We start from the raw sequence: 14,796 nt of genomic DNA on the forward strand, positions 1-14,796 counted from the left end.
GCTAGAATGCTGGCGGTAAATTATCACGCCAGCATAAAATGAGCTTAATCTACATTTGCCTGAGCTATCAGTTTTTTATGTTCAGCAGTTAAGGGCATAGGCTTAAATGGACTGACATTCGTCCCACCTGTGTTACCAGCTGGCACTAAGCCAAACACTGTCTTAGTGGCTGCGCCTGCTATTCTCAATAGTTGTCCGGCAAATTCTTTAATATCACACTGAGTAACAGCCCAGCGAGCCATATGATAATGGGTTACTACATGCCAATAGGTCGATTGTTGCCCTAAAACATGAGCATTTTCTAAATGTGTAAAAGCCTGTATTGCATCACCTTGTAAAAGACAAATTTGATAGCTTTTAAATTCACCTAGCACATATGGACGGATCTTTTTTGCGAATGAGCTCATCTAAAATTAACCTATTTTATGAGTACATCATACATGCCCAAACTCGATTCAAAATGTTGCATACTAAAAGCGTTTGGGGATAGTTTGAATATCATTTTTATATAAACTGGTCTTAACCAGCGTTCAGCCACCTATCATCTATATAAAAAATCGACAAATAATGGCTTAATCGTTAGACCATTTAATTTGAAATTCGATTTCTTCTTCTGAATCACCTCTTTCATGCTCGATATTGTAAGTAGCGCGCACTGGTACATAAATTCTTTCACCGGCTATCTGGATCTCAAATTTAGTACCACTTTCAAGCGAGTCCGCTAATCGTCTTAGTTTTGCCACAAACTCAGCCGTTGTGTAAGTTTTTTCGATATCTCTGTCTGCTTTTAAACTCATTTAATGTACTCCATAAACAATTGTTATCCATAACAAAATGAATAGACTTAGCTTGTCTTAATCATTCATTGACTTAATATAACGAATTTAAGCACAGAACAACATCATAAAAAAGGAGGGCTAACCATGTTAGCCCTCCTGATGCAACTCGTTGACTATTTAGGCTAAACTCTAAACAAAGGGTCTGAGCAAAACGCTCAGCCTGCATTTAAAACTTATAGCTGTAACCTAACGTTGCTGATTGCGGCTTGCCAGCAAATACAGAACCGTGAACACGTGTTGTTACGTAGGTTTCGTCAAATAAATTATCTACATTTAAGTACACTTCTGACGCATCGTTAATAAAGTAACGTGCTGATAAATCAAATACTGTTTTAGAAGCAATTAACTCACCAGCAGGAATATCACCCTGACCTGCTTTAGTGCGCATATCGTCGGTATAACGACCCGCTAATGTCACTTGCCAGCTTTGTGCTTGTACGCCGGCAGAAAGGTATAATTGATTGTCAGGCAGATAAGTCAGTGAGTCACCTTTACTTACGCTATCCCAGCTTTCAAAGTCTGACGTAAAATCTGAACCAAACTCAGCACTGGTGTAGGTATAGGCCATTTTAAGCGGGAAGCTTAAGTCACTGGTTTGATTAAACTCATAGCCCAAACTTAATTCTAAACCATGAATATCGACTTCACCGGCATTATATTGGTTACCAATGTTGTTATCATCACACCCTTGGGCAGCGGTACAGTTACCGTGCATATTGCTGTAATCACCGATAAATACAATGGCTTCTGAAGTAAATGCAGCCTGGTTATAACGTAAACCAGCTTCATAATTCCAGCTTTCTTCTTCTTGACCGTCAGCATTACCTGGCGCTGCTGGAGAGAAGCCTTTTTGCGCTCCCGCTAATACGATAAGCTGTTCATTAACTTGGTAAGTCGCTGATAATGATGGCAACACTGCAGTAAAACTGTTGTCGACATCTTTATTCGGGGCACCATCTCGACCAGGGTTAGCTTTACCCCAATCTAAACGCTGTGTACTGATATCTTCATAGCGTAGACCTGCAGTAATCGCAAAGTCACCAATAGTCATCCGGTCTTGAACAAAAAACGCCCATGCTTCAGCGCTGTCAATACGGTTTGAATCTGTACCAGGAATACCACTTGCTGTGCGAGTCATCACTTGTGTGCTATCAAGCTGATAAATGTCAGCCCATTGGTAACGATCCATTTCATCTTCATGATAACGCGCCCCAAAAGCTAACTCATGATTAGCCACATAGTAATTCAACTCTGTCTGTAAACCTTGGGACAAATAACTACGATTATTGGCTTTCACGCTAACATCAATTGGTGAGGTCATTAATCCTTTATCAAATTCAGCAGCGTTAACAACGCCACCACTACTTAGGCTTGAACCCGCGACTTTGTCCGCTTTATACCAGTTACGGTGAAAGTCGTTATGGTAAGCAGTAGTGCTTAATGCTAGATCACTATTAAATTCAATAACATGATTTAATTGAATTTGTTTATGCTCTGTGGTCATTTTATCTTTTTGCGATGCAGAGTAACGCATAAAGGGGGTTGCGGCATAATCTGCGTCAGTTAACCCCATGTAGGTTTCGTTAGAAACTTCATCTGCATACTTAAGTTTTAATTCAACAACTTGCTGATACTTAGCCGCTTCATCTGTTTTGATACTGATTTTAGCCAGCGCATCATTTTTAACAAAACCAGTATCGCCACCGACACCATTAATATCCTGGAAACCGTCAGCTTGATAGCGATAGATTTCAGCGACAGTACCAACGCGATCACCTTGACCACCCGCATAGGCATGCACTTTACCAAAGCCATCTTGGCCAGCAGCGACATCCACTTTACCCGCGAGTTCCTCATCAGGGATCTGGCGAGACAACATGTTAATTACGCCACCGGTTGTACGTGGACCATATTTAACCGTTGAGCTGCCCTTAAGAATTTCTACGCTTTGCATACGGCCCGATGTAGGGAAATAATAAGCCGCAGGTGAGGCGTAAGGAGCGGGAGCGGCTAATACACCATCTTCCATAATAGTAATTTTTTCAGAGCGATTCTGACCCGTTCCGCGCATACCTAAGTTAGGACGTAAACCGTAACCGTCTTCTTCTTGAATATACACCCCAGGATAGAAGCTAAAGTACGCATAATATCGGTATATTTGAATGTTTCAATTTCTGCTGCAGAGATAACATGCGCACTGCCTGGCACGGTATTAATCGAGTTACGGCTACCAAAAATAGATATTTGCTCAATATTAGCCATTTGGCTAGCATCAGCTTTAACTTCAGCAGCTGTGATGCCTATAGTCATCAATAATGCACTTGTTAAAACACTCAAACGTAAGGTGTTTGACTGGCTCATGTTAATTCTCCTAATGACTACAACTATCAAAACGCAAATCAAAACAATTACCATTTGCGTTTCCATTTTTCGCAATTTTACTTAAGAGAGCCTTAAAAGCAACAAATGGATACGCTTTATTTACAAATAAGGTAATCTGGTGGCGACGAATTTCAAATATGTGCATTAGATCACCGTTATTCCGTACAAAAAACGTTCTTTTTTAACTTTATATCAAAAGATATTTAGTCATCGGGTGAGTATATTGCTCATTGTGCAGTAAACTGCGGTTAAAAAATTAACCATTAATTATAAGACTCATTTCATCATGTTTTTATCACCTTATTATTCTAAGCAAGATCAAAGTGTTTTCATCGCGGCGCAACAAGCCAGTGATTTTGCTAAGCGGGTTGCTGGAGATTTCAACCCTATCCATGATGTCGGCGCAAAACGTTTTTGTGTACCAGGTGACTTATTATTTGCACTGGTATTAACCGAATACGGGTTAAGTCAAAATATGACATTCCAGTTTGCTGGCATGGTCGGTGAGGGAGTTGAATTATGCTTACCCAATGCTGGCGAAGATAAGTTCACTATTATTGATGCTAAAAATAAAGAGTACATGCACGTAACCCGCCAAGGCAAAGTGTGTCAATGTGATATACAAACAGCGGCATTCATCAAAAGTTATGTGGCGTTTTCTGGGCTAAACTTTACCCACGTATTAGTGCCGATGATGAAACAACACCAGGTGATGATTAACCCTGACCGTCCATTAGTTATTTACGAAAGTATGTCATTTCATCTTGATCATTTTGACTTTGACGACATCAGCCTGCATTTAATTGATCAGCAATTATTGATTAACGGCAAACGCGGCGATGTGACTCTCACCTTTGAATTACGCCATAATAAACGTGCTATTGGGACAGGGAAAAAAACCTTAGTGCTAAGTGGACTGCGTGAATACGATGAAGATAAAGCACAACAAATGTGTCTGAATTACGAGTCCCGCAAAGACACGCTATAACCCTTCAGCTTGCTTCTAAATGCGCTTACTCCATTATGGATAAGCGCGGGCTAACCTATTTGTGACAATAAAACCTTAAATTAAGGCATTGTTATTTATAAGTACGTTTCTATTTCATATTGTTTTTACACTTGGATCACCAACTAACTATCCACCTAAAACAACTATTGCTGTCCATACAGCTGAAATAGCCCCTTGCGCAAGATAAAGGCCAAGATAAATAATCATGTTAAAGGTCATTGTAAGACTGGAGGTAACGGGCGGATCTTAACGGTGAAAGGGAGATGCTGTACAATTTAAAAAAATATCAGTATAAGGTTGTCTTAGTGAACCTTATGGCCAGCTCACTAAGTCAATATATCAATTATGCCGCTTTTTGTTGAGGTGAACTTTCTAGCAATAAAATAGCGCTGTAACCTATCAAATGATTTACGCATTTTACGCCATTATCACCTAACTCAGTTGACGCTATTTCTTGAGCAGTATTGACAGCTCTAAAATACGTAACGCTATCATCACTCGTACCACAAAGACTAAAAAACAGTTTTAATACCGCTTTATGCTCTGCAAGTTGTAATGCTTTTTTCCATGACAACTCTAGTGATGCAATAGAACTAAAATCAAGTGTATCAACAAAGAACTGTCCGATCCTATGATCTAAACGCACTAAAAACTCTGTCTTTTTTGGAAAGTGATGACTAATGCCTGTTCGACTAATGCCAGTTGCATTTGACAAGGTCGTATATGACATACCCTGAAAGCCTATTGTAAGAATTTGCTTAAGAGCTTCATCTAAAATTTGATTTACGGTTTGTTCGGTTTCAACTCGTGAACGCTTAGCCATACCACGGTACCTCTTCTAATTATTTTGGAAAAAAGCTTACCAGACAGTATTAGAAAGTTCCGCTAAAAATAACGCCAAAAATATCATTATTAGCAAAATTACACGCCAAATTGTATCAAAAAACCACCAAAACCGTTACATTTGTTACGAATTTACCTTTAAAATTCAAAGAGTATTAAGCTCTGTACCAACTAAGTTGCCCCAGAAAAACTGGCAAAAATGATCATGAAATTTTTTATTTTAAATAATCATATAAATCAGTAGATAGCGCTTACAAATGTTGCGAGGATTCTAAATATTGACTAAGCCATTTTTGCGCAGCTGGCTTTCCCATTAAAAAATCTAATGTCGGTTGAAGAATTTTGGCTAAATCGGGTTGACGCCAGAACATATAATTAGGTAATGGTTGCACCACTCCTGCACCAAATGTTCGTTGGATTAAACTTGAAAATTCGCTAATGTCTCTGGTGGAATAATTAGGCAGATGCGGATAAATTTGACTCATAAATTGACGATAAGAAATATCTTTTACCAATGATTGCTGCTGATTCATTTGTAGCAAATACTGCAGTTGAGGGGCACTCCAGTGAGATAAATTATCACTATCATGAATAACGGCTAAGTTACGACGATGCAGTTGTTGCCAAGCAAAATGTAACTGCTTGCTTTGCGCTAAATGCCAAAATAAATAAACATCAGCCAACCACTCATGCTGATAATCAGTTAAGTTTGTGGGTAATTCTTTACCCTGCAATGCAATATTATGTAAATGCCCTACCTCATGCCACAAGCTCAACTGAGCCTGGTTTACAAGCTCAATACCATAGGTTTTAAGCCCGAGTGCCCCCGTCTGCTGCTTGGGCTCACGTTCAGCTTGTATTGCTATAATGCCGGCAATCGTTGAGTGATTAACAGCTAACACCATCGCACTTTTATAGCCTATGGATTGGCGTATGTTAGATGCAGAAAGACTGATTTGTCCCTGTAAAGATTGCGGCAGTTTTTTAAGACAAGTCTCAATACTAACCAGTGGACAGACTAGTGCCCGCTTGTTGAAAATATCAACCCATTCAGATGAGTTATCGACGGATAATGTCGATGGTAGAACAGCTGTATGGGTTAACTGTTTAGCATGCAGATGGCTAGACAAAGTAATACACAATAGCAGGCCAAGAAGTCTGATTAATTGGCCACGTTTGCCCTTCAAATCGATAAAAAAGCCAATGCGACGATAGCATTTAACCATTTGAATAAGATCAATATCGATGAAGGGCAAGGTTTTGTGTAAAAACAGAGTCACACTATTTACTAGCCATAATGTTTTGAATAATCGCGGTAGTTGACACCCCTTCTTCAAAACCAAGCACTTCTACCTTACCGCCATTTGCGATAACTTCTGCACCACCAGCAATATCTTCGATTTTGTAATCACCACCTTTTACTAACGAGTCTGGCAGTAAACGGGCAATAACGCGCTGTGGGGTATCTTCTGCAAAGGCTACAACCCAATCAACTGATGCCAAGCCAGCCAATACCGCCATACGGCGATCAACAGGGTTAACTGGACGACCATGGCCCTTTAAACGTTTAACCGACGCATCATCATTAACGGCAATAATTAATCTATCACCAAGCGCCCGAGCTTGTTGTAAATAGCTAACATGTCCCGCGTGCAAAATATCAAAGCACCCGTTGGTCATCACAATTTTTTCGCCACGTAAACGGGCTTGCTCCATAGCAGAAGCTAACTGATCTTCACTCATTACCCCAAAGCCCGACTCGCCTTGATTGATCTTAAGGGCGTTAATCAACTCAATGCGGCTTACGGTAGAGGTGCCTAATTTACCTACCACAATACCGGCAGCAGTATTGGCAATAGCACAGGCTTGTGCAAGCGTTGCTCCAGCGGCAATTGATGTCGCCAACGCTGAAATAACCGTATCACCGGCTCCGGTCACATCATGTACTTCACGGGCCACGGTAGGAATGTGTAATTCAGGCTGATCTTGGGTAATTAACGTCATACCTTTTTCAGAGCGAGTAACCAAAATTGCTTTAAAATCATGTTGCGTTAATAAGCCTTTGGCTTTTGCAATAAGGTCATCTTCACAGGTTACAGTACCGACAACGGCTTCAAACTCACTCATATTTGGGGTAATTAATGAAGCACCATGGTAGCGACCAAAATCACTTCCCTTAGGGTCAACCAACACACTCACGCCTTTGGCGCGGGCTTTGGCAATAAATGCTTTAGGTTCAATAATCGCCCCTTTGGCATAGTCAGATAATACTAAAACATCAATATCATCTAATAAGGCTTCAGCTTGCTGAAATAGCATTTCACTGTGGCTAAGCTCAAAAGGTTCTTCAAAATCAAGACGAATTAACTGCTGGTTACGTGATAATACCCTTAACTTAGTGATAGTCGGCTTGCCTTCAACCGCCAACCACTGCGGCTCAACCCCAAGAGCTCTGATCCCTAACGTCAGCGCTTCAGCGGTTTCATCTTGGCCTACCAGGCCGGCAAGTTTTACCTTGCCTCCTAAAGCAGCAACGTTTAATGCCACGTTAGCCGCCCCACCTGGGCGATCTTCAATTTGATTTATTTTTACAACAGGCACAGGGGCTTCTGGCGAAATACGTGCAGTTGGGCCGACCCAATAACGGTCAAGCATTACATCGCCAATCACTAAAACACGGGCATTTTCAAAAGCAGGAAGAGAAACCTTCATAGTGTAATCACTGTTTGTTGTAAAAAATTCCCCTGATTGTACCTAATTTTCACAAAGAAATGAGTTAGAATATTAAAAAATTTCATCGATAAACGAGCTATTTGTGATCGAAAAAGCCCAATTCACCTCAAAACTCTATCACCCTAAGTATTGGTTACTCTGGTTAGGCGTAGCAATTATGCGCGTAACTCAACTTATGCCTATATCAATACAAATGAAAATAGGCGCCGGATTAGGTCGTTTAGTGATGCTTGTGGCAGGAAGCCGAACCCACACAGCTAAGCGCAATATTCAATTGTGCTTCCCTGACATGCCTGAACATGAACAGCAGGCATTACTAAAAAGTAACTTTGAAGAAACTGGCAAAGCGCTATTTGATACTATTAATGCATGGTGGTGGTCAGATGAAAAAGTGCAAGCGCATATGACAATGACAGGTCAGGAGCATGTCGACACTAGTTTAAAAAATGGTAAAGGAGTGATTTTATTTGCCGTTCACTGTTTACCTTTAGAAATGGGTGCCCGTGTTTTTGGTCAATTTCAACCTGGTATTGGAGTCTATCGACCGCATAACAATCCGGTGATGGAATATTTGCAGGTAAAAGGTCGGCTTAGATCTAATAAAGGCCTAGTGCCTAAACGGGATGTACGCCAGATGATCCGCAGTTTACGCGCACCGGATGTGATTTGGTACACGGCGGATCAGGACTTTGGCCGTTCAAGCGCGGTGTTTATTCCATTTTTTGCGGTAGCCGATGCAGCAACCATAACCGGTGCAACGTCGCTGGCTAAATTAGGTAAAGCAAATGTATTGCCTTTTATTGTTGAGCGCACAAGCGATGATTCAGGCTATAAAATTGAGATATTACCCCCTTTGGATAACTTTCCTGGCGACAATGAATTAGATGATGCAATACGCGGCAATCAAATGGTTGAAAACATTATCAATAGAAACCGTTCACAATATATGTGGCTGCATCGACGCTTTAAAACACGCCCAGATGAAAATGGCCCATCGCTTTACGACTAAATAAAGATCCACATGGCAGGCACCCTATAACCTTCTGTATAACAGAGATCGAATGTAAAATCGGTTAAATCTACTATATGAATCTAGAAATGGGTTGATATTTTAACCTGAATAAGTGACGATGCGCCCTGTCATAAAGTATTAGTTTTCATATAAAACAACCCTATTAAATAGGAATATCACAGCACTATGTTAAACCTTGTAAAATATGCCGTTTTTACAGCAACTGTAGCAATAGTTAGCTTCAATAGTATTGCACTAGAATATCGCTTACCTGCTAAAGGCAGCTTATTAGTCGGTGAAAACCAACACTATGTAGTGCCTGAAGGTAAACTGACACTTGAAGATATCGCCTCAAAGTTTCAATTAGGGTTAACCAATGTGTTGGAAGCAAACCCAGGTGTCGATCCATTTCTGCCTGCTCCAGGTAGCACTTTGGTGATCCCACATCAATTAATTTTACCTAATACAAAATTAGAAGGCATTGTCATTAACGTGGCTGAAATGCGTTTGTATTATTACCCAAAAGGCACTAATACCGTTGAAGTATTACCGATTGGTATTGGCCAAATTGGTCGCGACACGCCGGAAAGTTGGGTGACAACCGTACAGCGTAAGCGTGCTAACCCAACCTGGACACCTACCGCGACGACCCGAAAAATCTATGAAGCCAAGGGCATAACTTTACCTGCTGTATGGCCTGCTGGTCCTGATAACCCTATGGGTTTATATGCCCTTTATATCGGTAACCTGTTCGCTATTCATGGCACTAATGCGACTTTTGGTATCGGTTTACGGATAAGCCAAGGCTGTATTCGCTTACGCCATGATGATATTGAGCACTTATTTAATACTGTTCCTGTGGGCACCCGCGTTGAATTTGTAAATCAACCGGTTAAATATACCGCTGAGCCTGATGGAAATCGTTATTTAGAAGTGCATCAACCACTGTCTAAAACACAAAATGAATTTGAATCTAATGAGCCTGTAGCATTAACCTTTAATAAAGAAACGACTCGCTTTATTGCACACGCTGAAACAGACTCTTTTGTGTTAAAACGCTTATTGGAGCAACGTACTGGTATACCAACACGTATCAACCCTTAAGGTACCAGTTGGACTAAATAAGCTTACACACTGAGCGAATCAATTTGTATTAAAAAGACCCATACTTAATGGGTCTTTTTCAGTTTACTGCCAGTGCTTTACTTATCAGTTTGTGTTTTATTTACCGCGTCAGTGATAGCGTTAACCTTAGCGGCTATCTTGTCTTCAACACCTACAAGCTCTTTCACTGACTCTTCTGATGATGTCTCTATATTGTCTGACATTAATTCATTTGACGCTTCCATTGCCTGTAAATCCTCCATTGCCATATTAGGATCTGCTAATCCGGCATTGATTAACTCTTCCCGTTGTTCAACTAAAAACGTTTCTGTTTTAACATCATTTAATAACTTAGCGGCATTACGCTCAGTGATTGATTCAACCGATTCAGATATCGGCGTAAACAACGCGGGTTCAGAACTCGCCTTTGGAGGTGAAGAAAACGAACTTAATGCACCCGATTGCCACCCTAACAAAGCCGCTACAGCAATAGCCATAATGCTTAATAGGACTTTGTTGGAAGGCATATTGGTTTTTTGATCTTCATTCAAAGACGATGAAGATGTGGTTTGGGGTGACTGTTTGGCCACTTTTCTAGCTTGAACATTATCACTAGAGCTTGTTTGTTGAGACATCTGCCTAGCTATACTATCAGTGGATGCAGGCAACGCATCTGCATCTGGGCCCTTGGTTCGTTGGCCAATAAATTGACCGCCATCATATATTTCCATATCGTGGCTCGACACATCAGCCTCAACCACGCCCGTGCTAATAATCACTAATTTATTACAAAACAATTTACCTTTTAGCGTACCGCTTACACGTAATTCTTGGCAATATACCTCGCCGTCAATTATTCCACCAGGCTCTATTTTGACTTCATCACTGGAGCGAATTACGCCAGTTATTTTACCGGCAATTAACGCAGGACCTTGTATATCAATTTCGCCATTGAGCGACATATCTGCCCCAATGTAAGTTACACCCTTGCTTTTATTATTCATTATTCTATCCTTTACAGATTTTTGGGGTGTTGTAAATCTACCTTAAACTAAACATAAACGCGACCCATGATACTGAGTTATACTAATGCCGTTTACCCCTTTGAATCACGTTATGACATTATCGCCCCTTTCACAGTACCAAGTGTTAAGCCAAATAAACTTACAGCCTGATGAAGCTCAATCGGTGGCTTTACAAGCACTAGACTCACTTTATTATCAATTAGGTTCTTCAAGCCATATCAGCGATATAAAAGGGATTTACTTGTGGGGAGATGTCGGCCGCGGTAAAACTTTTTTGATGGATTTGTTTTATCAAAGTATCACCAGCACCTCAAAGTTACGCCTGCATTTTCATCGATTTATGGCAATGTTACACCAACGTCTTAATCAAACGGCTGGCATTAGAGATCCACTCACCCACATTGCTAAAGACATTGCAAAGCAGTACCGTTTAATTTGCTTCGATGAATTTTTTGTTGCCGATATTGGCGATGCTATTTTATTAGCTCGTCTGTTTGAGACATTATTTACCGAGGGCGTAATATTAGTTGCCACATCCAACATTGCCATTAATGAGTTATATAAAGGCGGCTTACAACGCGATCGCTTTTTACCCACTATTGAATTACTTAAACGTCATACCCAAGAGATACACCTAAATGGTACAGTCGATCATCGCTTGAAAACCTATCCTGATGTCAACCAATCAAACGGCTTAGCACTAGATAACAATGCCGAATTAAGTAATTCATTATTTGCTTTGCCGTCCAAGCTAGATGCACTCAGTGTTTATAATCTGTTACAACATAATGCCGCTTTAGCGATTGATCAAAATAGGCAATTTAACGCAAATGTTATCTCTATTTGCCAACGGCCTATTATCATCAAAAATGCTATCGACACCCTTGCTTGGTTTGAATTTGACGCATTATGCAATGGCCCTAGAAGCGCACTGGACTATATCGAACTAGCAGGAAAATTTAACGCCATTCTACTTAGCGAGGTCCCCGCATTAGGCGGTGAAATTCGAAGTTGGATTAAAGCGCGGGGCACAGAAGATGGCGTGATAGCCACCAGCACAGGCGAAAGACAATTAGCCTATTCAATACAAGATGATCCGACTCGCCGCTTTATCAGTCTGGTGGATGAGTTATACGATCAAAAAGTGTGTCTTATTATTCATTCAAACTATCCACTTGAAAGCATATATCAAGGCGGCGCATTGTCTTTTGAGTTTAAACGCACCTACAGTCGGTTAATTGAAATGAGGCGTTGGCTCACAAGTTAATCTTGCGTGTATTTTTCGACGTCGCTAAAACGCGCTAGAAAGTTATCTAATGCTTCATTAGTAGGGTAATCAAACTGGTATTTGTTATGAAAGAAAATATCTAACTTTACCTGCACATCGCTTAAGGTAATAGTGTAACCATCAAACCCTGTTAGCGCATTAATGCCGCATAGGTGATAAACCGATTCAGTGGTATCTGAGGTTTTCTGACCATATTGGGTGACTTTATTAAACACTCGCAATGCCCTATGGATATCAATTTCGTTTTTCATATCGCTCCCTTCAATTGGTCTCATTCAGATTAATAACCTGAATTCTGTGCTGCATTATGAGTCAATATCATATCGCAATTTTATTGATAATACATTGCTATCAAATACGAATACAGGGCACAATCAGCCCATAAAATTATGCTGTTAACTGTTTTTCATCACAAGAGCTTAAATCACTATGCCTGATATTGTTATCGCTTTTTTTGCCCTGGGCTTACTTGCAGGGTTGATTAAGTCAGATCTTAAAGTCCCTAAAGCTACCTATGAAACCCTGACCATTTTACTGATGCTAACCCTTGGCTTAAAAGGCGGTATGGCATTACATGGTGAAACACATAACCTACAAATCAGTGAGCTGATCGCAATTATTGCTCTGGGGTTTATTATCCCGCTTACCCTGTACCCTATTTTACGTAAAGCAATTCAACTCGAACAAAAAGAAGCCATCAGTATTGCGGCTCATTATGGCTCTGTGAGCGCGGGTACGTTCGCGGTTGTGTTAGCTATGGTCGATTATTCAGATTTACCGTTACGCCCAGAGACAACACTTTACCTAGTGCTATTAGAATTACCGGCCATTATTATTATGTTATGGCTACATCGTCATCTAGAGGCTAAAAATAACCCACAAATAACAACCGCTTCCCATGGCAGTGTATTGCATGAAGCGCTGACCAGTCGCGGTGTAGTGTTACTGTGTGGTGGTGTGGTTATCGGCTGGCTATATGGCAATGAAGGCATGGCGCCATTAACCCCTATTTTAATGGGCGGTTTTAAGACATTGCTAGCATTATTCTTATTAGAAATGGGTATTAGTACTGCAAAAGTGTGCTTTCCATTACCCTACAAGCAATGGCGTTTATTAGTGTTTGCTGCAGTAGCCCCTTTTATTTTAGCTTGGGTAGGTATTGGCTTAGGCTTTATGCTTGATTTACCTTCAGGCAGTATTTTAGTGTTGGCAGGGCTAAGCGCCAGTGCTTCATATATTGCAGCTCCCGCGGCAATTAAAGCGGCGATACCCGATGCAAATATTGGTTTAGCTATGCTGGCATCATTGGGGATCACCTTCCCTGTTAACGTGCTTATCGGTTTGCCTTTGTATCAAATTTGGATTGAAAAACTAACACTAAATTGAGCCAATGTGTAATTATGACTACTTTTTAGCGTTACGCCTCAGATTTTGGCTTAAGTTTAGATTTAAACTATGATAGTAATTAAATGAATATTGCATTATCGTTAATAAAAAACAGGTCACCTTTAGGTGAACCTGTTTTTTATTATGTTAATTCAGCAGATGTGGAAATTCAGCACGCAAATAAGGATGATGATTTTATTTATGATGAAGCGCTTTAACCGCAAACATAGCTTTGTCTGCTTTATCTAAATATTCATGTAAAGACATATTACTGTTATGTGCACGATGTGCCACACCTGTGCTGTACACCAGTTTATAAGGCAAGTCATTTTCTTGGTTGTGTGTATTCACCAAAGCGTCAAACCGCTTTAATATCAGATCCAGATTAAATTCTGCTTCATAATTTAATAACACGATAAACTCATCGCCGGCAAATCGTGCAATAACATCAGATTCTCTAAATCCATCTAACAATAATCCGGCAAACTGCTGAAGCGCTTTATCACCTTCGGCATGACCAAATTGATCGTTAATTTTTTTAAAATGATCCAAATCGAAAAATAACAAACTGCTACCAATACCTTGCCGATCACAATTGGCAATCACTTGTTTGGCTAGTATTTCAAAGCCTTTGCGGTTTGAAATAGCTGTTAACGCATCTAATGTCGTTTGCTGAATAGCATTAATTTCAGCTTCAACCAAGTGACCAAAATCTATTAACGATTGACGATCACTCTGTGAGAATTCACGCGGTTTATCGTCAATTATACACAAGGTACCAATACACACTTTGTTTGGCATGGTCAGCGGATACCCCGCATAAAAGCGAATATTAGGCGGTTCCGCCACTAAGGGATTATCGGCAAAACGTGTGTCTTTGAAGGTATCTTCGATAACAAAAACATCATGTTGCATAATAGCATGCCCACAAAACGAAATATCTCTGCCAGTTTGTTCAACTTCTATGCCTTGCACAGACTTAAACCATTGGCGATCTTCGTCCACCAAGCTGACCAAGCATACTGACACCCCAAACAAACGTTTAGCTAGGCGTGTAATGCGATCAAACCGCTCTTCTGCGACAGTATCAAGTAGATTTAAACCACGTAATGTTTCTAAACGTGTGCGTTCATTTTCGGGAATAGGTGCACATAACATCTAATCTTTCGCCTTAA

The 14,796-nt window shown here is 40.4% G+C and carries 13 protein-coding genes and 1 pseudogene; 5 read left to right on the forward strand and 9 right to left on the reverse strand.

Annotation, left to right across the window (positions count from 1 at the left end; translation table 11 throughout):
• Positions 1–44 precede the first annotated feature (44 nt).
• The 3 genes and pseudogenes from L0B17_RS16885 to L0B17_RS16895 all read right to left on the reverse strand — a co-directional run bounded on the left by L0B17_RS16885 (position 45) and on the right by L0B17_RS16895 (position 3,200).
• Positions 45–407, reverse strand: coding sequence for a DUF3703 domain-containing protein (locus L0B17_RS16885; RefSeq protein WP_235086422.1), 363 nt, complete (start codon positions 405–407; stop codon positions 45–47).
• A 165-nt stretch (positions 408–572) separates the two neighbouring features.
• A complete protein-coding gene (locus L0B17_RS16890) occupies positions 573–797 on the reverse strand; it encodes an amphi-Trp domain-containing protein (RefSeq protein WP_235086423.1) in 225 nt (74 codons plus the stop codon).
• Between the two features lie 208 nt (positions 798–1,005).
• Positions 1,006–3,200, reverse strand: a pseudogene (locus tag L0B17_RS16895) (TonB-dependent receptor family protein).
• A gap of 307 nt (positions 3,201–3,507) precedes the next feature.
• Between L0B17_RS16895 and L0B17_RS16900 the strand changes: the two are divergent.
• Entirely contained in the window at positions 3,508–4,209 is a 702-nt protein-coding gene (locus L0B17_RS16900) for a DUF3581 domain-containing protein (RefSeq protein ID WP_235086425.1), read from the forward strand.
• A 364-nt stretch (positions 4,210–4,573) separates the two neighbouring features.
• Here L0B17_RS16900 and L0B17_RS16905 read toward each other — a convergent pair whose 3' ends face one another.
• The 3 genes from L0B17_RS16905 to hldE all read right to left on the reverse strand — a co-directional run bounded on the left by L0B17_RS16905 (position 4,574) and on the right by hldE (position 7,785).
• Positions 4,574–5,053 (reverse strand): TetR family transcriptional regulator, encoded by a 480-nt coding sequence (locus L0B17_RS16905; protein ID WP_235086427.1) that lies wholly within the window; start codon positions 5,051–5,053, stop codon positions 4,574–4,576.
• Positions 5,054–5,324: 271 nt separating this feature from the next.
• Positions 5,325–6,353 carry a hypothetical protein gene (locus L0B17_RS16910; protein WP_235086429.1) on the reverse strand — a complete coding sequence of 343 codons (1,029 nt, stop codon included), beginning with the start codon at positions 6,351–6,353 and terminating at the stop codon, positions 5,325–5,327.
• Position 6,354: 1 nt separating this feature from the next.
• Positions 6,355–7,785, reverse strand: coding sequence for a bifunctional D-glycero-beta-D-manno-heptose-7-phosphate kinase/D-glycero-beta-D-manno-heptose 1-phosphate adenylyltransferase HldE (hldE, locus tag L0B17_RS16915; RefSeq protein WP_235086431.1), 1,431 nt, complete (start codon positions 7,783–7,785; stop codon positions 6,355–6,357).
• Between the two features lie 103 nt (positions 7,786–7,888).
• Between hldE and L0B17_RS16920 the strand changes: the two genes are divergently transcribed.
• Positions 7,889–8,815, forward strand: coding sequence for an LpxL/LpxP family Kdo(2)-lipid IV(A) lauroyl/palmitoleoyl acyltransferase (locus tag L0B17_RS16920; RefSeq protein WP_235086433.1), 927 nt, complete (start codon positions 7,889–7,891; stop codon positions 8,813–8,815).
• Positions 8,816–9,004: 189 nt separating this feature from the next.
• Entirely contained in the window at positions 9,005–9,922 is a 918-nt protein-coding gene (locus L0B17_RS16925; protein ID WP_235086436.1) for a L,D-transpeptidase family protein, read from the forward strand.
• A gap of 98 nt (positions 9,923–10,020) precedes the next feature.
• On the opposite strand, the gene L0B17_RS16930 is transcribed toward L0B17_RS16925, so the two are convergent.
• Positions 10,021–10,926, reverse strand: coding sequence for a bactofilin family protein (locus tag L0B17_RS16930; RefSeq protein WP_235086438.1), 906 nt, complete (start codon positions 10,924–10,926; stop codon positions 10,021–10,023).
• 112 nt (positions 10,927–11,038) lie between these two features.
• On the opposite strand from L0B17_RS16930, the gene zapE reads away from it, so the two are divergent.
• Entirely contained in the window at positions 11,039–12,214 is a 1,176-nt protein-coding gene (gene zapE, locus L0B17_RS16935; protein ID WP_235086440.1) for a cell division protein ZapE, read from the forward strand.
• Here the strand turns inward: zapE and L0B17_RS16940 are convergent.
• Entirely contained in the window at positions 12,211–12,486 is a 276-nt protein-coding gene (locus L0B17_RS16940; RefSeq protein WP_235086442.1) for a DUF3081 family protein, read from the reverse strand. The genes zapE and L0B17_RS16940 overlap by 4 nt on opposite strands.
• Before the next feature lie 178 nt (positions 12,487–12,664).
• Between L0B17_RS16940 and L0B17_RS16945 the strand changes: the two genes are divergently transcribed.
• Entirely contained in the window at positions 12,665–13,621 is a 957-nt protein-coding gene (locus L0B17_RS16945; protein WP_235086443.1) for a sodium-dependent bicarbonate transport family permease, read from the forward strand.
• A gap of 195 nt (positions 13,622–13,816) precedes the next feature.
• On the opposite strand, the gene L0B17_RS16950 is transcribed toward L0B17_RS16945, so the two are convergent.
• Complete coding sequence (locus tag L0B17_RS16950) at positions 13,817–14,779, reverse strand: sensor domain-containing diguanylate cyclase (protein ID WP_235086445.1); 963 nt, start codon at positions 14,777–14,779, stop codon at positions 13,817–13,819.
• Positions 14,780–14,796: the final 17 nt, after the last annotated feature.

Source organism: Shewanella sp. OMA3-2, assembly GCF_021513195.1.
Classification (GTDB): domain Bacteria; phylum Pseudomonadota; class Gammaproteobacteria; order Enterobacterales; family Shewanellaceae; genus Shewanella.

Coding starts and splice junctions, on each gene's coding strand:
- hldE (WP_235086431.1), bottom strand. CDS start 7,785: ATGAAGGTTTCTCTTCCTGCTTTTGAAAATGCCCGTGTTTTAGTGATT.
- L0B17_RS16940 (WP_235086442.1), bottom strand. CDS start 12,486: ATGAAAAACGAAATTGATATCCATAGGGCATTGCGAGTGTTTAATAAA.
- L0B17_RS16950 (WP_235086445.1), bottom strand. CDS start 14,779: ATGTTATGTGCACCTATTCCCGAAAATGAACGCACACGTTTAGAAACA.
- L0B17_RS16900 (WP_235086425.1), top strand. CDS start 3,508: ATGTTTTTATCACCTTATTATTCTAAGCAAGATCAAAGTGTTTTCATC.
- L0B17_RS16945 (WP_235086443.1), top strand. CDS start 12,665: ATGCCTGATATTGTTATCGCTTTTTTTGCCCTGGGCTTACTTGCAGGG.
- L0B17_RS16930 (WP_235086438.1), bottom strand. CDS start 10,926: ATGAATAATAAAAGCAAGGGTGTAACTTACATTGGGGCAGATATGTCG.
- L0B17_RS16905 (WP_235086427.1), bottom strand. CDS start 5,053: ATGGCTAAGCGTTCACGAGTTGAAACCGAACAAACCGTAAATCAAATT.
- L0B17_RS16885 (WP_235086422.1), bottom strand. CDS start 407: ATGAGCTCATTCGCAAAAAAGATCCGTCCATATGTGCTAGGTGAATTT.
- L0B17_RS16890 (WP_235086423.1), bottom strand. CDS start 797: ATGAGTTTAAAAGCAGACAGAGATATCGAAAAAACTTACACAACGGCT.
- zapE (WP_235086440.1), top strand. CDS start 11,039: ATGACATTATCGCCCCTTTCACAGTACCAAGTGTTAAGCCAAATAAAC.
- L0B17_RS16925 (WP_235086436.1), top strand. CDS start 9,005: ATGTTAAACCTTGTAAAATATGCCGTTTTTACAGCAACTGTAGCAATA.